This window comes from Microcoleus sp. AT9b-C3 (assembly GCF_036705485.1).
Lineage (GTDB): Bacteria > Cyanobacteriota > Cyanobacteriia > Cyanobacteriales > Microcoleaceae > Microcoleus.
Genome location: NZ_JAUBUR010000036.1, coordinates 35,410 through 55,048, shown reverse-complemented (window position 1 = coordinate 55,048; position 19,639 = coordinate 35,410). Strand labels below are relative to the sequence as shown.

The 19,639-nt window shown below is 46.2% G+C and carries 17 protein-coding genes; 8 read left to right on the top strand and 9 right to left on the bottom strand.

The genetic code is table 11. The annotated features are described in order from the left end of the window. Positions 1–66 precede the first annotated feature (66 nt). The 8 genes from QUB77_RS25575 to QUB77_RS25540 all read right to left on the bottom strand — a co-directional run bounded on the left by QUB77_RS25575 (position 67) and on the right by QUB77_RS25540 (position 7,840). Positions 67–1,917: a hypothetical protein gene (locus QUB77_RS25575; RefSeq protein WP_333178359.1), complete on the bottom strand. Its 1,851-nt coding sequence runs from the start codon at positions 1,915–1,917 to the stop codon at positions 67–69. 448 nt (positions 1,918–2,365) lie between these two features. Next, on the bottom strand, positions 2,366–3,205 hold the full coding sequence (locus QUB77_RS25570; RefSeq protein ID WP_333178361.1) for a HEAT repeat domain-containing protein: 840 nt from the start codon (positions 3,203–3,205) through the stop codon (positions 2,366–2,368). 175 nt (positions 3,206–3,380) lie between these two features. Then, positions 3,381–3,743, bottom strand: coding sequence for a phycobilisome linker polypeptide (locus tag QUB77_RS25565; RefSeq protein ID WP_333178365.1), 363 nt, complete (start codon positions 3,741–3,743; stop codon positions 3,381–3,383). A gap of 4 nt (positions 3,744–3,747) precedes the next feature. Continuing rightward, on the bottom strand, positions 3,748–4,617 hold the full coding sequence (locus QUB77_RS25560) for a phycobilisome linker polypeptide (protein ID WP_333178368.1): 870 nt from the start codon (positions 4,615–4,617) through the stop codon (positions 3,748–3,750). A gap of 193 nt (positions 4,618–4,810) precedes the next feature. Beyond that, on the bottom strand, positions 4,811–5,626 hold the full coding sequence (locus QUB77_RS25555) for a phycobilisome linker polypeptide (RefSeq protein WP_333178371.1): 816 nt from the start codon (positions 5,624–5,626) through the stop codon (positions 4,811–4,813). A gap of 148 nt (positions 5,627–5,774) precedes the next feature. Beyond that, on the bottom strand, positions 5,775–6,263 hold the full coding sequence (gene cpcA, locus QUB77_RS25550) for a phycocyanin subunit alpha (protein ID WP_006631256.1): 489 nt from the start codon (positions 6,261–6,263) through the stop codon (positions 5,775–5,777). Positions 6,264–6,365: 102 nt separating this feature from the next. Beyond that, a complete protein-coding gene (locus QUB77_RS25545; protein WP_332948147.1) occupies positions 6,366–6,884 on the bottom strand; it encodes a phycocyanin subunit beta in 519 nt (172 codons plus the stop codon). Between the two features lie 833 nt (positions 6,885–7,717). Beyond that, complete coding sequence (locus tag QUB77_RS25540) at positions 7,718–7,840, bottom strand: hypothetical protein (RefSeq protein WP_333323583.1); 123 nt, start codon at positions 7,838–7,840, stop codon at positions 7,718–7,720. A 413-nt stretch (positions 7,841–8,253) separates the two neighbouring features. On the opposite strand from QUB77_RS25540, the gene QUB77_RS25535 reads away from it, so the two are divergent. The 7 genes from QUB77_RS25535 to QUB77_RS25505 all read left to right on the top strand — a co-directional run bounded on the left by QUB77_RS25535 (position 8,254) and on the right by QUB77_RS25505 (position 18,374). After that, positions 8,254–11,076 carry a cation-transporting P-type ATPase gene (locus tag QUB77_RS25535; RefSeq protein WP_333178373.1) on the top strand — a complete coding sequence of 941 codons (2,823 nt, stop codon included), beginning with the start codon at positions 8,254–8,256 and terminating at the stop codon, positions 11,074–11,076. Between the two features lie 235 nt (positions 11,077–11,311). Next, on the top strand, positions 11,312–12,586 hold the full coding sequence (locus QUB77_RS25530) for a DNA replication/repair protein RecF (protein ID WP_333178473.1): 1,275 nt from the start codon (positions 11,312–11,314) through the stop codon (positions 12,584–12,586). Between the two features lie 148 nt (positions 12,587–12,734). Then, a complete protein-coding gene (psb27, locus tag QUB77_RS25525; protein WP_333178376.1) occupies positions 12,735–13,133 on the top strand; it encodes a photosystem II protein Psb27 in 399 nt (132 codons plus the stop codon). Positions 13,134–13,491: 358 nt separating this feature from the next. Continuing rightward, the gene (locus QUB77_RS25520) at positions 13,492–15,135 is read left to right on the top strand and encodes a family 10 glycosylhydrolase (RefSeq protein WP_333178379.1); all 1,644 of its coding nucleotides are present in this window, start codon (positions 13,492–13,494) and stop codon (positions 15,133–15,135) included. A 259-nt stretch (positions 15,136–15,394) separates the two neighbouring features. After that, the gene (locus QUB77_RS25515) at positions 15,395–16,291 is read left to right on the top strand and encodes a polysaccharide deacetylase family protein (RefSeq protein ID WP_333178382.1); all 897 of its coding nucleotides are present in this window, start codon (positions 15,395–15,397) and stop codon (positions 16,289–16,291) included. 180 nt (positions 16,292–16,471) lie between these two features. Then, complete coding sequence (locus QUB77_RS25510; RefSeq protein WP_445251772.1) at positions 16,472–17,023, top strand: restriction endonuclease subunit R; 552 nt, start codon at positions 16,472–16,474, stop codon at positions 17,021–17,023. Between the two features lie 73 nt (positions 17,024–17,096). Continuing rightward, positions 17,097–18,374, top strand: a complete 1,278-nt coding sequence (locus tag QUB77_RS25505) for a bifunctional sterol desaturase/short chain dehydrogenase (RefSeq protein WP_333178385.1) — start codon at positions 17,097–17,099, stop codon at positions 18,372–18,374. A 129-nt stretch (positions 18,375–18,503) separates the two neighbouring features. On the opposite strand, the gene QUB77_RS25500 is transcribed toward QUB77_RS25505, so the two are convergent. Next, complete coding sequence (locus tag QUB77_RS25500) at positions 18,504–19,094, bottom strand: glyoxalase-like domain protein (RefSeq protein WP_333178388.1); 591 nt, start codon at positions 19,092–19,094, stop codon at positions 18,504–18,506. Between the two features lie 119 nt (positions 19,095–19,213). On the opposite strand from QUB77_RS25500, the gene QUB77_RS25495 reads away from it, so the two are divergent. After that, a complete protein-coding gene (locus QUB77_RS25495) occupies positions 19,214–19,618 on the top strand; it encodes a gamma-glutamylcyclotransferase (protein ID WP_333178391.1) in 405 nt (134 codons plus the stop codon). The last annotated feature ends 21 nt before the right edge of the window (positions 19,619–19,639 follow it).

The following is a 19,639-nucleotide window of genomic DNA, read 5'->3' as shown; positions in this document are numbered from 1 at the left end:
TTAAAGAGTCGAATCGGCAAAAAACTCGACTCCATACCCGCCCTAGGATGTCTTGCACTGTGCACCCTAACCGTCTTGGCGGTTCCGATAAAACTTAGCCCAAGCATACCGCTGCGGATCTTTTTTCAGCAGATATTCGACAACTTCCCGACGCTTCCCATTTTTAGCATTTTTGACAACCCGCTTCATTTCCGCATCCTGATCTCTGGGTGAAGCACCGCGTTTAATTGCCTCGTTAAACCAACGCTCACCCTCTGAAAATTGACTCCGCTCAAAACAAATAGCTCCCATCAAAGTGTAAGGATGATGACTCTGAGGCTGATACTCAATAGCTTTTAGGGCACATCTTTCCGTATCATCTAGTTTATTAATATCTCGAAAAGCACCGCCCCTAGTTGTTAGCAAAGCTGACTTGAGCTTATTTTCTTTAATTTTGTCGAAGTCCAGATTTTCTGTCAGCTTCAATGCACTTCTCGGTTGCTCAGCCTTGCGCCAATGACTGCTGGCATTAGGCAACTTCCATTTATTTCCAGTATGTTTGTACTCCTGTTCATAAAAAAGTGCTTCGATTTGGTGGTAAGCTGTAAAAATCTTGCCAGAGAACAGTCTCTGCCCTTGATATCGGCGTTCTTCGTGCCACCCATAATAGCTATAGCTGGGTTGAGATGCTTCAATTTTATTCTCCTCAAGCCAAGCAACATCTGTTGGTTCCAGTCGCTCTCCTTTATCCAGTTTTTGCAGAATTGCGTACAACGGACTAGAAGGTGCCCGATCTTTATAGTTCGACACATCATACTTAGACTTCAGAGCAGCAAATTCCTTTTCTTGGGCAAAAGTAATTACATCTTCACGTCCATTCTGTTTGAGCCAATCAATATCAGCCTCACTTAAATGCTCTCCCGATTGGATTTTGGACTTGAGACTAGCAGCATATTTGTCCAGTGCAAGAGTAATTGTCTCGGTCAGTTTACGCTTTTTCAGAAAGTTAATATCATGCTCACCTAGCTGACTTTCTAAATCAATTTTTTTGAGAACTTTATACAGATGGCTAGAGAGGGATGAATCCTCATAAGTAGTAGCTTTATACTTAACCTTAAGTTTAGCAAAGTGCCGTGTTTGTTCAATCTCCAAAACCATGCTAAGCGTTTCGCTCAGTTGATGCTCTTCCAGCCAGTTAAGTTCTGACTCGCTCAACTGTATATCCCACTTCAGCTTTTTCAGGATTTGATAGAGCGGATTAGAGACAGATGTTTCTGGGTATTCACTAGCTTTGTACTTATCCTTGAGTTGGGCAAATTCAGCTTCCCGTACAGCTTTTTGTTGCCAAAAAATTTCTAGAGTATCAACCAGTTGGTTGTTGAACAGCCAGTTAGCCTCTACATCACTTAATATTTGTCGTGCATCGAGTTGCTTGAGAATTTGATACAAGGGGCTATCAAGTGAACAATCTGGATATTCAGTTGCTTGGTACTTAGCCTTTAGTGCAGCAAATCGCGCCATCTCTTCAACGATAGCAACTATTTCAGTAAGCCCCTGTCCTTGCAGATATTTAACTTCTAAGTCAGTTAGCTGATTTCCTGAGTCAAGTTTCCAAAGGATAGGATACAAAGGACTGGATATGCTTAGCCCTCTGGTTACTTTAAATTTAGACTTGAGTTGAGAAAAATTAGCATCTAGTTTTCTTCGTTCTTCAGCCTTATGTAGTGGCTCTTGCTCGATAGCTTTTATTGTTTCCAAAAGCTCTTGGTTTAGTAACCAATCCCACTCGAAGCCGGTAATTGCACATTCTAAATCAGCTTTTCGCAGGATGAGATACAGAAGACTACCAGGAGATGAATCTTCATATTTTGTTGCTTGATACTTGGACTTAAGCGCTGCAAAATGTTGCACCTGGACTTCAAAAGGATCGTTGTTCATGATGAATCCCCCGATTTATACTTCTAGCTGCTACACAACCATCTCCCAGCATTCCGCGATCGCCCGCAGTCAAAACCCAAACTTTTTTAACTGAAAACTCATCCAGATGGTAATATTATTTTAACAGGCTAGCTTTCACCAAGTACAGCTACAAACCTCAGTATTTTCACTGAAATTTATAAAAATTAGTACCTAAAGCCTCGTTTCTTATTCCATCAAATAATCGGCCATAGATTCACCCGGATAAAACCGATAAAATAGTTCTCTACTGCCTGAAATACAGATAGGCGGTAGGGAAACAGCACTGCTGTTTCCTGAATGTACTGAAATATAGATAGGCGGTAGGGAAACAGCACTGCTGTTTCCTGAAATGTGCTGTTTCCTGAATTTACGCGAGAAAATTGAGCATCGCTACAGCAATCCTATTTTAGTTAGGAACTAATTTTTTTTAAAGCAAACTATCCATTAAATTCATAACTTGGATAGCTTCATCTGACAAAGATAGTGATTCTTGTTGATTGAGGTGATGCTCCAAAACTCCTTTGAGCGCAATCAATTTCAGGCTATTTTCTGCTAAAGTTTCAGAAATAGCTTGGGCTCCCGGCAAATAGCCGATCGCCCCCAAGTCCATCAAAGCCGATCGTCTCAACTGCAAATTATCACCATTCAAAGCAGTTACCAACCGCTCTCCGTAAACCCGCTCACCAGTTAACTGATACATCGCCCGCGCCGCAGCGTACTGCACCCGCTCCACAGAATGCTCTAAAAAAGGTGAAATTAGCGGTATTGCTTCTGTCGCTTTCAGCGTTCCCAAAGCTTCAATTACCGAGTCGTAGGGTTGCACGAGGTGCGATTTTCCTGGCACTCGCACGGCCACAGCTACGCCCCCATCCAATAGCTTCATTAGTGGCGCAATAGAATCGATATCGCCCAACATTTCTAGAGCTTGAGCCGCCGCTTCTCGGACGTAATAATCAGCGCATTCCAAACAATGAATCAGTGCCCGTAAGGCTTGCTTGTCGCCCAATTTACCCAGAGCCCGCGCCGCATTTCGCAATAGGGAATAGTCGCCGATTTTTGTTTGTTCTGACTCTTCTTCTAATGCGGCAATTAAAGCTGCAATAGCTGCCGGTTCCTTGACTCTAAATCTACCAATCCACCAAGCAGCATAATACCGCAGACTGTAATCTTGGGAGTGCAAATTTGCGATCGCCTGTTCCACAGTTAAAGACTCGCCCTCAGCTACACCCGCCGGCGGTGAGTCAGATTCGTAATAATCCATAGTCATTAGTTATTAGTTATTAGTTATTCGGCGATTGAAATCGCTCCTAAACAGACAAAACCCGCCTGCGCGGGTTGCATTAACTCTTATTCCGCGCAGGCGGACTTGGTTTGACAAGAAGCGATTTTCATCGCCCCTTCTAGCTTGACAAGGAGCGATTTTAATCGCCCCTGCAACCAAACTATTGGTGATCACCCGATGATTCATGGGATGATTCTGCACCCGCGTTTAAAGGATGAATGCTGACAATTTTCCCGCCCATGCGAGTAATCCGCTGCATTTCTTGATTCATCCGATTGTAAGGCACGTTGATAAATGTACTCGCGCTCGATCGAATCGAATAATCCACATTATTTGTTTCATCGCTTTGGCGCAAGCCGACAACTTCATACCGAAAGCAGCGACCGGCCGAAGCTGTATTGCCACTTTTTCCAGCTACAATTTGACCCAACATAAGCTTCTTGGTAATTGGTAATTCTGACTGTTGACTGTTGACTGTTGACCATTGACTAAAAGCTAGTAACTGCCAACTGCCAACTGCCAACTGACTAAATTGGAGTAATGCTGGCGATTTTCGCGCCCATGCGTTGAAATTTCTGCATTTGCGAGGACAACTCCTCAACAGGTACGATGAAAGCCTTGCTGCTGCGGCGCACGCTGGGATAGCCGCCCGTGCGAATGCCGGAAACTTCCACGCGCACCAGCCGCCCTTCTTTGCCGTAAGCTGCAGCGCCCCCGAAAGTGCTGGTGGGAGTTACGTTTCTGGCAGAAGGTCGATATGCCCAACCTTCGTTACCGCCAGAAGGCCCAATTACAGCCGTGGCGGTGTTAGTGCCGAGTTCGACAGCTAAGCGAGAGTTATTGCCTTCTAGTTGAGATGTATCGCTGTTTGCATAGCCGCGATACAGCCGGAACATCCGGGTAAAACCGACGGTTTTTTGGCCCCGCTGGGTGTTAAAGCCGCGGTAGTAGGGAACGATACTTTCGCCGAAGTTTTCTTGATACTCTACTGAATCGATGTAAGAATCAATATCAGCGTCGTAGCCTTTTGTTTGGTACAAATCTAAGTGCTCAATTACTTCAGATTCGTCGTAGGTAGCGCGACCGAGCAAGTGTTTGTAGTTTAGCTCGATCGTCCGAGTTTGGAAACTGTTGTAGAAAAACTTGGTTTTGTACAGTTCTGACTTAGCTACAGCGCGTACAAATTCTCGTACACTCAAACTGCCGTCCCGCAGCAAAGACTCGGAACTCGTAAGTCGCTCGGATTTCATTAAATAGTCGTTGCCCAACACCTGACGGTAAACCGCACGAATCACAGTTTCAACGTCGTCTTTGGTGTAGTTCGGGCGCAATTCTACCTTCGGCGCATCGCTCAATGCTGATGTTCCTAGTCTGGACGCTGCTGTTGTAATCGCCACCAGATTTTCTCCTAAATTATTAATGACAAAAGTTTAATGCTTGGTTGCACTTGAAATTTTTAGGACTAAGGATAATATGCCTCAAAGTAGGGTGTGCACTGCACACCTTACCTATACATATAAAATTGAAGAATTTTTTAGCCTTAGTCCTAATTTGCTAAAGACGTTTCCAAAAAAACCGTCTTTACAAACTTTAAGCTGTGGTAATACTTACCACTTTGCCGCCACGTTTGTTGATTTGCTGCAAACGGCTCGAAAGTTGCTCGTAAGGCACGAGATATTCGGTAGTAGTCCGCCGCACTTGAGGCAAAAAATTAGCGGAACCTTGCATTGCGGTGACTCGGTAGAGTTGGTCGCGAGAACCGCCGGAGGTGCCGCCAAGGGCTTTTCCGGTGGAGGCCGTGTATATCGGCGAAGCCATATTTCTCGCTACTTCCCAAGTCAGCCGGGCTTGGGTTTGGTTTTGCGATCGATCGCTAGAAGCAAAACCCCGGTACAGTTGAAACATCCGGTTAAAACCGACGGTTTTTTGACCTCTTTGAGTCGCGAAACCGCGATAGTAAGGCACTACACTTTCGCCAAAATTTTCTTGATACTCAACTGAGTCAATGTAAGAATTGATTTCAGCTTCGTAGCCTTCTGCATTGTACAAATCAACGTGGAAAGCAATTTCCGACTCGTCGTAAGGAGCGCGGCCCAACAAATGCTTATAATTAAGCTCAATTAACCGCGTTTGCGAGTTCGGATAAAAAAACTTTTTCCGATAGCTTTCGGAATGTGCAATTGACCGCACAAAATCTTTCACTGAAATCTGCCCTTGCAGCAGCAGAGATTCAGCACTGGTAAGTCGTTCGCTCGACATTAAATACTCGTTGCCGAAAACTTGGCTGTAAGCAGCGCGAATTACTGCTTTCGCATCCTCTTGCGTCCAGTGGGGGCGCAGTTCTACCCGTCCCGCTTCTTCAAATGCTTTTATTCCCAACCGTTCTGCTGCACCTAATCCCGCCATCTTTGCTTCTTCCTTTTTTGCTTTAAAAATTGAAAACTGCTTAAAAAAGTATTTGCAAAACTAGGCTTGGATCGCAGATGCCCGGAATTGTAAACAACCGCTAACACTTAAGCTAACAGCAGCTTACAATCCCGGGCATCACGCAAATCTAGCTCAGAGCGTTGATTGCGTAGTCGATGTAGGAATTAGCTTCAGTTGCAGCGTCGCCACTGAGACCGTGGTTGCCTTTGATGTACTTGAGGGCTTCAACGTACCAGCTAGGAGACAATTCAAATGTCCGGTTGATTTCGTCAACACCTGCAATCAGGTACTCGTCCATCGGACCGGTGCCGCCTGCAACTAAGCAGTAGGTTACCATCCGCAGGTAGTAGCCGATGTCGCGAGAGCACTTCGCTTTACCTGTTGGGGTAGAAGCGTAGTTCGGGCCTTGCATTTGTTGTGTGTACGGGAATTTGTTGTACACAGCTTGAGCTGCACCGTCGATCAAGCGCTGAGAGTTGGCGGTCAAAGCTTTGGCTGCTTCCAAACCTGCTGCTGCTTGGCGGAAACGGCCGAAAGCAACTTGCAGTTCAGTGCTGCTGAGGAAACGACCTTGAGAATCGGCTGCTGTTACTGCTTCAGTCAAAGGGGTTTTCATTGTTCTGGTTTCTCCCTAATGTTGTGTTGTTTTTGTACAAAAATGATTGTTTGCAAAAATGCGATGCTCGCTTCTTTACAAGAAAGGTTCGCTTGGCTATTTTTAGCCGACTGCACTAGCTGCGCGGTCGAAGTAGCTGCCGATTTCAGACATTAGCGAGCTGCAATCACCACGGGTAACACCGTTGGGGTCGTTAGCGATCGCAATTGCTGCTTCCTTCATTTTTTGCACGCCGGCTGCAACAGAGCCACCGGGAACTCCCAGAGCTTGGTATGTTTCACGCAGACCGTTCAAGCAGCGGTCGTCCAAAACGCTGGCGTCGCCTGCAAATGTTGCATAGGTGACGTAGCGCAAGATGATTTCCATATCGCGCAAGCAAGCTGCCATGCGGCGGTTGGTGTAGGCATTGCCACCAGGAGCGATCAGTTGTGGCTGTTCAGCGAACAAGGTGCGAGCTGCATTGGCTACGATGCTGGATGCGTTGCCGGTGATGCGGTTTACTGCGTCAATCCGCTTGTTGGCGTCGGAAACCATGCTGCTGAGAGCATCGAGTTGGCCTTGAGCTAGAAATTCGCCCCGAGCGTCAGATTGGGAAACCACTTTTGTAAATGCGTCAAACATGAAAGAACTCTCCTACTTGAGTTAATTGAGTTTGGTTGCGGTATAAAACCGTTAAGTTAAATTTGTTCAGGCTACGAGTGCCTGCAAGGGTTGAAATTTGATGCCAGCTAATCTGCTGGTCCGATCGAGTTCTCCCTTTCCGCTACCTGCACTATTGTTACATCGTAACGGACGTTTAAGAAACCTTAGAAATTTTAACATCTTTTATGAGATGCGACAAACCTTGTCAATCAGTGTTTTTGTTAACTTTGGCCTGTCGTTTCAACCCTCTGATAATCTTTATACAACGCTCGCCCGTCTTTGTTTATTACAAATTATTACAGAAAGTTATCTCTCTAAGAAGGTAAATGTCTGCCTGGGCAAGTCCGGGCTAATCTCATTCCTGCGGTAGATGCGGGCTTGCAAAATTAAACGCAGAGTTTGCTTCGATCGCCTCTGCAGTCGCGGGTGAAGCGCCCCGACCCATCTAGTGGGCCGATCGCCTTTGTTGGCTTTCTCTGGAAAATCGAAATTGTTAAAAAATGTTAAGTAAATTAAAGTTTTCGTAAAAGAAGACTGGGGGAATAGAAAAAAAACCAAAAATTCTGCCCCATGTCAGGAGGGCCGCAGAATTCGGTGCGGGCAAAACCCAAAAGATTGTGAACCCCCTAGCCACAGCCTCAGCTTTTGCTGGAAATATCAGCATTTAGCAACATAACTCAGCCGTTGGAAGTTGAAAGACCGGGCCCGGTCTTTCAAAACGCGGGGATGCTGGGTCTGGGGAGTCATGGAACTTGACCGCAGCGAGCATCTATCTACTGTTTGTCACCACAGCGGTTGCAAAAAAACTGTCTTCATCTATCTGTTATATGTTCTGCTTCCCACAGGCTAGTGGCACGGAACGGTGTGGCAAGCTGAGCATTGTTGATGCTGAGAAAAGCAACAGAGGCGATCGAGACCTGTCGCCCCAGCGCCATTTGTCTTTTAACATTAAACAATGGGAAATAGATGAGTTCGGATACGAGCGTTTGATTGCGTTTGTTTTAAGGTAAGTTTTAACCTGCGGCGCACGGTTGCATCCCCGTAATAAAATCACTCTTGCTTTCAGCTTCTTTTCTGCGTAATAGCCGAAGGAATTGCTAATTTTTAGTAGTAAGGTGGATAGGTGCTATCAGCCGTAGGCCTACAAACGGCGCGATCGGGCCTGCAGAGGCAGTGAAGTTAAAAGCTTTTTGCTCTACCGCATCGAGCCGCCCAAAACCAGTCCCAAGTTCAACAGTTTTTTATTCACAGATCAAAACTTAAAACTCTCTCACTGTAATCAGCCAGATGGATCGGCTGTAGCTGTCCGGCCGCAACCACCTTTATGCCCCATCCTTGATCGTAATTTATGTCTTCAAATTCTCCCTCTTCTTGGCACACCGTAGCAATTGACAAAACTCTCAACCAGCTAAGCAGCAACAAAGAGGCTGGCTTGAGCAGCCAACAGGTGTCAGAACGCTTGCAGCAATACGGCCCCAATGAACTCGAAGAAACAGGAGGCCGCAGTCCGTGGTCGATTTTTGTCGATCAGTTCACCAACATCATGTTGGTAATGCTGATGGGTGTGGCCGTGATTTCGGCTTTTTTGGACATTCGGTCGAATACTTTTCCCAAAGATGCGATCGCCATTTTTGCGATCGTCATACTCAACGGTATTCTCGGCTTTTTCCAAGAGCAAAGTGCTGAAAAAGCCCTCGCAGCCCTCAAAAACCTTGCTTCCCCCCTAGTCAGAGTCCTGCGGGACGGCAAAACTTCGGAAATAGCAGCCAAGGAACTCGTACCCGGAGACGTAATGCTGTTAGAGGCTGGGGTAAAAATAGCAGCAGACGCACGCTTGATCGAAACTTCCAACTTGCAAGTCAGAGAATCTGCTTTGACAGGGGAAGCTTTAGCAGTTACCAAGCAAGCAGAGCTAGAACTTCCAGCAGATGCTTCCTTGGGCGATCGACTCAACCTGATTTTTCAGGGCACAGAAGTTGTTCAGGGACGAGCAAAGGCGATCGTCACCAACACCGGAATGCAAACTGAACTGGGCAAAATTGCCACCATGCTTCAGTCAGTAGAAAGCGAACCGACTCCCCTGCAACAGCGGATGAGCCAGTTGGGAAATGTTCTAGTCTCCGGAGCCCTAAGCTTAGTCGCAATTGTCGTCATCGGCGGCATGATTACCTTCCAAAACGGCAGCATCGGGTTCGATACCAGCAGGTGGGAAGAGTTGTTAGAAGTTTCTCTGAGCATGGCTGTGGCTGTGGTTCCCGAAGGACTCGCAGCAGTCGTGACAGTCACTCTAGCACTCGGAACTAGGCGGATGGTGAAGCGAAACGCCCTGATTCGCAAACTGCCTGCAGTAGAAACTTTGGGCTCGGTAACTACCATTTGTTCTGACAAAACAGGTACTCTGACTCAAAATAAAATGGTAGTTCAGCTAGTGTCTACGGGCGACTGCACTGTCGCCGTCGCAGGATCTGGCTATGCCCCGATCGGAGATTTTACCGATCGGCTGACATCGGCCAAAATTAATAATTTAGAGGAATATCCAGAACTCGAATCTTTATTAATTGCCTGTGCAGTTTGCAACGACGCCGTATTGCAACAAGAACAGCAAGAATGGCAGATTTTAGGCGACCCCACAGAAGGAGCTCTGCTGTGTGTAGCGGGAAAAGCAGGCATTTATAAGGAAAAACAGTCTCAATTGCTGCCGCGGACGGCGGAATTTCCTTTTTCTTCGGAACGCAAGCGGATGAGCGTGATTTGCGAAGTGCCCGGCAGATCGGGACATTCGGGATTTCCCGCAGTCCAAGGACAGCAGCCGAATTATTTGATGCTGACCAAAGGTTCTCCAGAGTTGACTTTGGAGCGCTGCAAAGGCATTATAGTCGGCGATCGAGTACAACCTTTAACCCAGGAAATGCGCGATCGCATCCTCGCCGAAAACAACAACATGGCAAGCGGCGGTTTGCGAGTCCTCGGGTTTGCGTACAAACTCTGGGAAAACGTGCCGCCCGAAGGTTCTGAGGAAACCAGCGAACAAGACATGATTTGGCTGGGACTCGTCAGTATGCTGGACGCCCCGCGCCCGGAAGTGCGGGAAGCAGTGAGGAAGTGCCGCGATGCAGGCATTCGGGTGGTGATGATTACAGGAGACCACCAATTGACTGCAAAAGCCATCGCCTACGATTTAGGTATTGCGACAGAGGGCGATCGAGTTCTCACCGGTCAAGAATTAGAAAAGCTCAGCCAAGAAGAACTCAAACAGCAAGTCGAACAGGTTAGCGTTTACGCCCGCGTTTCCCCCGAACACAAATTGCGAATAGTCCAAGCTTTGCAAAGTTGGGGCAAATTTGTCGCAATGACCGGCGACGGAGTTAACGACGCCCCCGCCTTGAAACAAGCCGATATCGGCATCGCCATGGGGATTACCGGCACCGATGTCAGCAAAGAAGCTAGCGATATGGTGCTCCTAGACGACAACTTCGCCACTATTGTCGCTGCCGCTGAAGAAGGGCGAGTGGTTTATAGCAATATTCGCCGCTTTATTAAATACATTTTGGGCAGCAACATCGGCGAAGTTTTGACAATTGCGGCCGCACCTTTAATGGGTTTGGGAGGAGTGCCGCTGACGCCGCTGCAAATTTTGTGGATGAACTTAGTAACAGACGGCGTTCCCGCTTTGGCCTTGGCCGTGGAACCGGGGGAACCGAACGTGATGAAAAGGCCTCCTTTCAGTCCGCGAGAAAGTATTTTTGCGCGGGGTTTGGGTTCTTACATGATTCGGATCGGGATTATTTTTGCAATTTTGACGATCGCAATGATGTCCTGGGCTTACGGATATACCACCAACCCTAATCATGTGGGAGATCCCGAGGCTTGGAAAACAATGGTGTTTACAACTCTTTGTTTGGCACAAATGGGTCACGCGATCGCAATTCGGTCTAACACTCAGCTAACTATGGAGTTAAATCCCTTCACTAATGTTTTTGTGTGGGGGGCTGTAATTGTGACTACTATTCTGCAATTGATGCTGATTTACGTTCCGCCCCTGAGAGCATTTTTCGGCACTCATTATTTAACGGGGTTTGAGTTGCTAGTTTGCTTCGGTTTCAGCGCTCTGATGTTTGTCTGGATCGAAATGGAAAAACTGTTCTTGCGCTTTTACAAATCTAGAAAATAGTGTTAACGGCTGACGAAGACTGAGCGATATTTCATTATTCGTTAGACTGCTCGCATTTGACCAGATTGTCAACACTATAAAGTCATTGCAAGCGCAACGATCCGCAAAAAGTGCAATTCCACAGATTCGCCATTGCATAGGTAAGGTGCGCAATGCGCACCCTACGATAACTTTACTGCCAATTCCCAATTCCGAATTCCGAATTCCCGATTCCCGATTCCCGATTCCCAATATTATGTATTTGAAAACGCTGCATCTAAGGCAGTTTCGGAACTATTTCGATCAAAAGGTAGCGTTTGACGCTCCCAAAACCATTTTAGTAGGAAATAACGCTCAAGGAAAATCTAACTTGTTAGAAGCGGTAGAGTTGCTTTCTACCTTAAAAAGCCACCGGGTAGGGCGCGATCGCGATTTAATACTCGACTCAAAGCCGATCGGGCAAATTGATGCTACACTCGAACGTCAAACCGGAGCGATCGACTTAGCTTTAACTCTTCGCTCTGCGGCGCGTCGGACACTCAAGCTCAACGGTGAACCGCTGCGCCGCCATTTAGACTTTTTGAGTGTCTTAAATGTAGTGCAATTTTCTTGTTTGGATTTGGACTTAGTGCGCGGCGGCCCCGAAGGAAGGCGCAATTGGATCGATCGCCTAGTCATCCAATTAGAACCGATTTACGCTCACATTTTGCAGCAGTACAACCAAATTTTGCGCCAGAGAAACGCTCTGTTGAAACGTTCTAAAGAAATCCGCAAAGCTGAATTTTCCGACAGTTTTGACAAAATGCGATTTATGACACCCGAAAGTCCCGAACCGGAAAATAAAGATGACTTTCTCCTCCTCAATTCCCCATTACCAATTCCCAATTCCCAATTCCCAATTCCCAACTCCCAATTCCCCATTCCCAGTTCAGAATTAGCTTTGTGGGACGCGCAGTTGGCGACAGCGGGAGCTCGCGTCATCCGCAGGCGCGATCGAATTTTGGAGCGATTGATGCCTTTAGCTCGAAATTGGCACCGTTCAATTAGCGGTTCAGCAGAAGTTTTAGATGTGAAATACGAGGCTAATATTGAAGTAAGTTCAGAATTTATCGCTAAAGACAATCTCGAAGGAGTGCGGCAAGCATTTTTAGAGAAAATTCAAAAAAGGGCGATCGCAGAACAGTTTCAAGGAACCACTTTAGTCGGCCCCCACCGCGACGACATTACATTTACAATTAACAATACCCCAGCTCGTCAATACGCATCCCAAGGTCAGCAGCGAACTCTGGTATTAGCATTAAAATTAGCCGAATTGCAGCTTATTGAAGAAGTCGTCGGCGAAGCGCCTTTACTGTTGCTCGACGACGTACTTGCAGAACTCGATCTGAGCCGCCAAAATCAACTTTTAGAAACAATTCAAGAACGATTTCAAACTCTGATTACTACAACTCACCTAGGGGCTTTTGATGCTCAGTGGCTGCGACAAACCCAAATTCTCTCCGTCGTTGCTGGACAAATCAATCGATTTTAGATTTTAGATTTTAGATTTTAGATTGACAAATTTTCTGTTTCATGGTATCAATGCAAAGATTTTGAAAAATTGGCATTATTACCTCAATTCGAGATAGGATAAAGGTTAATTTTGATTGCAGCTTTCGCTTCCATTTTTCTTAACCCTTATGAAGCATTACATTTCCCGTCTGTTAGCCCTGGTATTAGTTGTTGTCATCGGCGTAGCGGGCTGTACCAATGTTCCGGCCACTCTGAGTGGAGATTATGGCCAAGACACATTAGCATTAGTGAACAGCTTGAGAACAGCGCTCACTTTGCCAGAGGGCACGCCGGAAAAAGCAGCCGCTCAAGCCAAGGCTCGCACAAGTATCAACGATTTTTTTGCTGAATACCGCCGCGATCCCGCTCTTACCAAGCTGGCCTCTTTCACGACAATGCGGACGGCATTAAACTCTTTGGCAGGACATTACAGTTCCTATCCAAACCGTCCCGTTCCTGAAAAATTGAAAAAGCGCCTTGAGTCAGAATTTCAGCAGATTGAAGCTGCTCTTAACAGAGGAGCTTAATCTCAAAATTTAGGATCGAGGATAAATTTTAATAATTCATCTTTCATCCTTGATATTTGAGTGTTAACAATTTTTAGTAGAAATATCAACTGCTTTTAGCGCCCACTGTACCAGGCGCTTTTTTATGCAGCATGTAGGGAAAAAATACTGCAAAACGGTTTAATCGCCCAGTCTTATCTTACCCGATCGCCCTTATTGGATTTAAATAGCCACCAGATAGAATTTGCAGTGTGCGATCGACTTGTGCCATAACTAAGTCAACGGAAAAAAGTAGAAAATTTGTAGCTGCTTGTTGAGCGCGATCGCAAAAATGCGATCGCCACCCAATTTAAACCAGAAAACCCCATTCAATTCTCCCATGAAAATTGCACCAACTCGCATCGCGAATTTTCAACACCAGCGACGCTTTTTAAGTGCGGTAACTGCTGTTTTAACCAGTAGCTTCATCAGCCAGCTTGTTTGGCCGTTTATCGGAAATCAACCAGCTTTTGCCCAAACATCAGCCTATTGCCAATTATCCCAAGAACAGGTAAATCAAAAAGAAGACTTGCGCCGCGCCGCGCTGTCAGGAAAACGGGAATCCCAGCAAGCATATTTTGATGTTTTGAACAAACACGCGCGGGAAATAGCAGAATGCCGCCAAAAAACTTGGCCGGAAACCCAAGCAGTTTGGCTGCGTTTGTATCCCTGCGATGTCAGGCCCGGAGAAATCGATCGAGTATTAGACAAAGTTGTGAATAAAGGCTACAACCAAGTCTATGTCGAAGTGTTTTACGATGGTCAAGTGCTTCTCCCAGCAGCCGACAATCCAACGGCTTGGCCTTCTGTTGTGAGAAATCGCGGTTACGAGAAATACGATTTGTTAGAAAAGGCGATCGCCAAAGGCAAACAGCGAGGTTTAAAAGTTTACGCCTGGTTATTTACCATGAACTTTGGCTATAGCTATTCTCAGCGTTCCGACAGACAGCAAACCCTCGCTATCAACGGTAAAAATCAGACAAGTTTAACAGTAAGTGAAGAAGCAGCCATTAACGAGGACTTCGGAGAAGTTCCGGGCAATCAAGCCTTTATCGATCCGTACAACCCGCAAGCACGACAAGACTATACTTTGTTAGTAAATCAAATAGTCAAGCGCAAGCCGCAAGGAATGTTATTCGACTACATTCGCTATCTAAGGGGCATCGGACCCGCTTCAGTTGCTACCAAAGTTCAAGACTTGTGGATTTACGGCCCAGCATCGCAGCAAGTTCTTTTGCAGCGAGCTAGCAATCAGCAAGGGCGAGATTTAATTCAGCGATATTTGACTAAGGGATTTATCAATACTAATGATGTTCAAGCAGTAGTCAAACAGTATCCAACTGAGCGAGAACCTCTTTGGCAAGGGCGAATTCCGCAGGCGATGTCAGTAGCAACTTCACCTTCAAGAACGCAGAATGCCGCATCCAGATCTGCCTCAACAACTCCCGCCGCTAACAAGCCAAACCCTACAACTCCCACACCAAAACCGACACCGCGGCTTCCCGATACCGGCATTCTGCAAAAAGATTTGTGGAAACTGAGTGTTGCTCACGCAGTCCAAGGGATTTTAGATTTTTTGGGGATAGCAATTCAACCAGCTCAAAGGATGGGAATTCCTGTAGGAGCAGTGTTTTTTCCCACTGCAAATCAAGCGATAAATCAAGGGGGATATGATTCGAGATTGCAGCCTTGGGACACATTTCCGGCTACTTTAGAATTCCACGCCATGTCTTACGGAAATTGCGGGGATGTAAGCTGCATTGTGCCACAGGTGCAGCGGACAGTGAGTTTAGCGCCTGCGGGAGCAAAAATTATTCCTGCCATTGCTGGAGATTGGGGAAAACCTCTGAAAAATCGGCCGTCTTTGGAGATTCAAATGCAGGCTATTCGCTCTGCGACGCCCCAAATTAATGCGGTGAGCCATTTTGCTTTTGGGTGGCAAGAACCGGAGGATGAAAGGGCACGGCAAACTTGCCGATTGTAGATATATTTCTGGAGGCAAAGGGTATCATCACCTTGTTTTATGGTCGCCGCAAGAGCATGAAAGGGTAGACTTTTGAGCAATAAACCGGGTTTTTCTATGGGAATCAGCAGCGAATCACGAGTGATTTGCCTAAGAAAACCCGGTTTTGGCCTAAGTGTTGCTTTAGTCCTATCAACCTTGGGAAAAAAAAATTACCAAACTTTCAAGCTGGCAGAACAATCAGGCATAATTAGATTGTTCAAAACAAATAGTAGACCTGATGAGTGCAAAAGTCAATAAAAAATGGATAATTAAAACCGTTATACTTATCGGATTGAGCCTCACAAATTCCCTGTTGTGGTCAAACAGAAAAACCGCCAATTCAAATCCGTTAATACCGATCGCACCCGTTGAAAATCCCCCGCCAAACCTCCTGAAACCCCGAAAACTAAAAACACCCCCTTCTCCCCCCGCAACTCCCTCTCCCAAACCTCCCCAACAACCTTTAGTCTTCGCACCGCCCGCGCAATTTCGCAGCCAAATTGTTTATAAAGCTAGTATTAACAACTCAAAAGTTATCGCCCTGACATTTGACGATGGCCCAACGCCTGAAACTTTGAAAATATTAGAAGTTTTGCACAAACATCAAGTTGTGGGCACCTTTTTCTGCTTGGGTGCAAATTTGCGGGAGTATCCAGAAATTGCGAAAAGAGTTGTGCAAGCGGGAAATGCGATCGGCAATCATACTTGGCATCACTATTCTCACAATGTTACCGAAAAAACAGCATCGGATGAAATAGATAATACTGGCGTCCATATTTATCGATCGACTGGGGCAAAAAGTTTCTTGTTTCGCCCTCCCGGCGGCCGCTTAAATAACGGTTTGGCAAATTACGCTAAAAAGAAAAATTATGTAGTAGTGATGTGGTCGATCGACCCTAAAGACTTTCTGCAACCTCCGGCCGCTGCGATCGCCCGTAGCGTGCTATCTCAAGCTTCAACCGGGGCGATCGTATTGTTGCACGACGGTGGCGGCAATCGCCAGCAAACAGTCGAGGCGCTATCTGCAATTATTCCCAAACTCAAACAGCAGGGATATCGTTTTGTCACCGTGCCGCAATTGCTGCAAATGCAAGCTGCACAAAAACAGCGAATTGCCAATCAAAAATCCCCATGAACAGACATCTGGGCATCATTAACTTACTCAGAATTTCATCTGCGTTCATTTGCGTTCATCTGCGGTTAAAAATCCAATTATGCTAAACTTTTTAATAACCATAAAACCCTTTATTAAGGATTAATACAAAAACTTATATCCAGAGATATCAACCTCCGCTATCTAATCGATAACTTCGGCTTGCAGCGAGTTCGCAACAGTGAATTTTTCCGAGAATGGCAAGAAAACTTACCCGAAGTAACAGACTCAGAAAAACCATTGCTCGATCGCGTCCAAGACATATACTTCAACTTGGTAGACAACCCGCCTGTATTGAAAAATGCAGTCAAGCTAACAATCATCAGCCCTATGTTGTTTATTGCCGGTCTGTATGAGTCTCCTTTTAAAGTCAAAGCCGAAAAGTCGATCGCAATTCAAGAGGAAGACGAAGGCAGAATAGATATCCTAATTATGAAAGCAAACTTGTGGGTGACAGTAATTGAATCCAAACAACTTTCGTTTTCAACTGACGAAGCACTCGCACAACTCCTGACATATATGCTGGCAGATCCCAACCCAGAAACTCCTACTTTTGGCATGATTGCCACAGGTGCTAACTTCAATTTTGTCAAGTTAGTCATAGGCGAAACTCCCCAGTATGCCCGATCGGCGGAATTTGTTATTTCCAATCCCGGCAATGAATTGTACCGGGTTTTGCAGATTTTAAAACGCCTGAGTCAACTTCCACACTAGCAATAAAAGCCATTTTAAGTTATCTTTCAAAGCAGACAATATCTAATATCTCAAATTTCAAACTGGTGCGAGCATGGTAAATTACTCGATAGTCGGCGCTGTGGCAATAGCTTCTGTCTGCTGGGCAGAAATAATACGAGACTTTTATCACGTCGTGTCCCATTATTGGGCACCCCTGCAAAAGCTGCACACTTGGCATCACCGCGTTTTCCGCCCGAATTTGACCCCCGTCAGCGAGAGTATTTACAAGCAAGCACACTGGCGTCACGACGTGCCCGAAGCTGCGGCGATGATGGTTTTGGGCTTGTTGCTGTGGGTTGTAGCTTATTTTGGGCTGCCGGAATATCACTGGGGCGCAGCAGCGGGTTGTATTTATACTTTAGGCTTTTTGTTGAGCGCGATCGCCCGCGGGTGCGGCATCAAAGGCGCAGACGAATTAACCGACATCACCCACCAACCGGGAGACTTCCTGACTCCCCCTGGCAAGTGGTTAGTTAATAAACCTTATCACTGGCGGCATCACTTCGACAATCAAAATGCTTACTATTGCGGTACTTTCACCTTAATAGATAAACTTATGGGTACAGCACTTTCTCTCAAAGGCAAAACTGTAGCCGTCACCGGTGCATCGGGAACTTTAGGGCGTTTGCTACTCAAACACTTGCACAAAGCTGGTGCAAAAGTGATCGCCCTCTCCTCTGGAAATGAGGAAATTACTTTGAATTTAGACGGCGAGATTTTGCCTGTAAAAACCGTAACTTGGCAAGCCGGCCAAGAGGCAGATTTAGCTCAATTGTTAGAAAAAATTGATATTCTCGTCATCAATCACGGGATTAACGTACAGAAAGAAAGAACAGGAGAGGCGATCGCAAACTCCTACGAAATTAACACTTTTTCCGCGTGGCGGCTGATGGAACTCTTTTTCTTAACAGTCCGCACTAACGAAAACATCGCTTGCAAAGAAGTCTGGATCAACACTTCCGAAGCAGAAGTAATTCCCGCTGTCAGTCCCCTGTACGAACTCAGCAAACGCGCCCTGGGAGATTTAGTCACTCTGCGGCGGCTGGACGCGCCCTGCATCGTTCGCAAACTGATTTTAGGGCCGTTTAAAAGCAACTTAAACCCGATCGGCATTATGTCGCCAGATTGGGTAGCGCAGCAAGTTGTCAAACAAGCTAAAGCCGATGCGCGGAATATCATCGTGACAATTAATCCTTTGACTTTTATCGTTTTTCCAGTCAAAGAGTTTTTTGTTTCTCTGTATTTCCAAATCTTCAGCCGGAAAGCTATTCCAGAGATTAAAGCAGCGGCGGCATCGGAAAAATCTAGCGTTGAATCTAAGATTAATTAATCAACAAGAAACCCGGTTGTTTAGATCCACCGGGTTTCTAACTTGGGATGTAATATCCCTTTGATTCTTTTGTCCCTCTCTGCGGAGACTAAATTTTGTGTACGATCGGTTTCAACCGCCGAGTCTTATCTAATTACTAACCTCAGCCATTTCAATGACCCGGCCGTCATAATCCTTGACCAAAAAATTCAGTGGCTTTTCCCGGCGAATTTTATAACTAATGCCGCGAGTTTGTACCCTCATCAATAGCTGATCCAAACATTCCCGATCGAAACAAACGTGACGCTGGCGATTTTTTTCTCCTGCACCGGCCCCGCTAATAATGTGCAGTTGGGTATTTTTCATCAACTGATACCACAAACCCTCGGGACTCCCCATCGTTTGAGAGCTCGTTGCCCTCCCGACATTCGGCGACAAATACAGGGGATCGATACCAGTTGTCCCCAAAGTTTGCTCGTAATTGTAGTAGTAGTGCAGCGGCACTTCTGCTACGGGCAGGTTTAGCATACCTTCATAGAACTCCCTCGCTTGTCCGAGATCGGATACCATCACCGTGTGTACCTTCGGAGCACTGGTGAGAAACATCCACATCGCCCCGGCATAGGCCGCCAGCAGCATTACCATAATCCCTTGAGTCGAAAACAAGCTGTCAAGGGGCAAAAAAGAGCTCAAGTACAAAGGCCGAAGTCCAAAAGCAATAAAACTAACTGCTAGAGTCATGAATTATAAGAAAGGTAAACAACGAAATTTATCAAGATTGCAGTCGCGATCGCCCGCGAGACTTAAACTATTAGCTTAGCCATCTATGTTAGCAAAAACTAGCGGTTAAGCCCTACCCGATGAAAGTCTTTGTATACGGCACTCTCAAACCCGGCGAGTCCAACTACCTGCGCTACTGCGAAGGAAAAGTTGTGGATGCTTGTCCCGCGATCGCCCGCGGTCAACTTTTTGCGCTGCCGATCGGCTATCCTGCGATGATGGCCGGAGATGGTACAGTCTGCGGCTTTCTCCTCTGTTTCGCAAACTCGGCTATTTTGGACGATTTAGACCGACTGGAAGACTATCATCCGCTGCGGGAACCGACACAAAACGAATATCAGCGCCAGGAAATCGAAATCTTCGATCGACACCTCAAACCTTTAGGCACGGCTTGGGCTTACTTCATGTTACCCGATCGCGTTCGTTCTCTGGGAGGCATCTGGCTGCCCCACGGCACGTGGGAAAATCGGTTTTTCACCAAATAAGGTGGTTAATGCCGATGAGCT

Excerpts from the sequence above, each read along its gene's own strand:
- QUB77_RS25575 (WP_333178359.1), bottom strand. The coding sequence starts at position 1,917 with ATGAACAACGATCCTTTTGAAGTCCAGGTGCAACATTTTGCAGCGCTT.
- QUB77_RS25570 (WP_333178361.1), bottom strand. The coding sequence starts at position 3,205 with ATGACTATGGATTATTACGAATCTGACTCACCGCCGGCGGGTGTAGCT.
- QUB77_RS25555 (WP_333178371.1), bottom strand. The coding sequence starts at position 5,626 with ATGGCGGGATTAGGTGCAGCAGAACGGTTGGGAATAAAAGCATTTGAA.
- cpcA (WP_006631256.1), bottom strand. The coding sequence starts at position 6,263 with ATGAAAACCCCTTTGACTGAAGCAGTAACAGCAGCCGATTCTCAAGGT.
- QUB77_RS25545 (WP_332948147.1), bottom strand. The coding sequence starts at position 6,884 with ATGTTTGACGCATTTACAAAAGTGGTTTCCCAATCTGACGCTCGGGGC.
- QUB77_RS25540 (WP_333323583.1), bottom strand. The coding sequence starts at position 7,840 with ATGGCGCTGGGGCGACAGGTCTCGATCGCCTCTGTTGCTTTTCTCAGC.
- QUB77_RS25535 (WP_333178373.1), top strand. The coding sequence starts at position 8,254 with ATGTCTTCAAATTCTCCCTCTTCTTGGCACACCGTAGCAATTGACAAA.
- QUB77_RS25530 (WP_333178473.1), top strand. The coding sequence starts at position 11,312 with ATGTATTTGAAAACGCTGCATCTAAGGCAGTTTCGGAACTATTTCGAT.
- psb27 (WP_333178376.1), top strand. The coding sequence starts at position 12,735 with ATGAAGCATTACATTTCCCGTCTGTTAGCCCTGGTATTAGTTGTTGTC.
- QUB77_RS25520 (WP_333178379.1), top strand. The coding sequence starts at position 13,492 with ATGAAAATTGCACCAACTCGCATCGCGAATTTTCAACACCAGCGACGC.
- QUB77_RS25515 (WP_333178382.1), top strand. The coding sequence starts at position 15,395 with ATGAGTGCAAAAGTCAATAAAAAATGGATAATTAAAACCGTTATACTT.
- QUB77_RS25505 (WP_333178385.1), top strand. The coding sequence starts at position 17,097 with ATGGTAAATTACTCGATAGTCGGCGCTGTGGCAATAGCTTCTGTCTGC.
- QUB77_RS25500 (WP_333178388.1), bottom strand. The coding sequence starts at position 19,094 with ATGACTCTAGCAGTTAGTTTTATTGCTTTTGGACTTCGGCCTTTGTAC.
- QUB77_RS25495 (WP_333178391.1), top strand. The coding sequence starts at position 19,214 with ATGAAAGTCTTTGTATACGGCACTCTCAAACCCGGCGAGTCCAACTAC.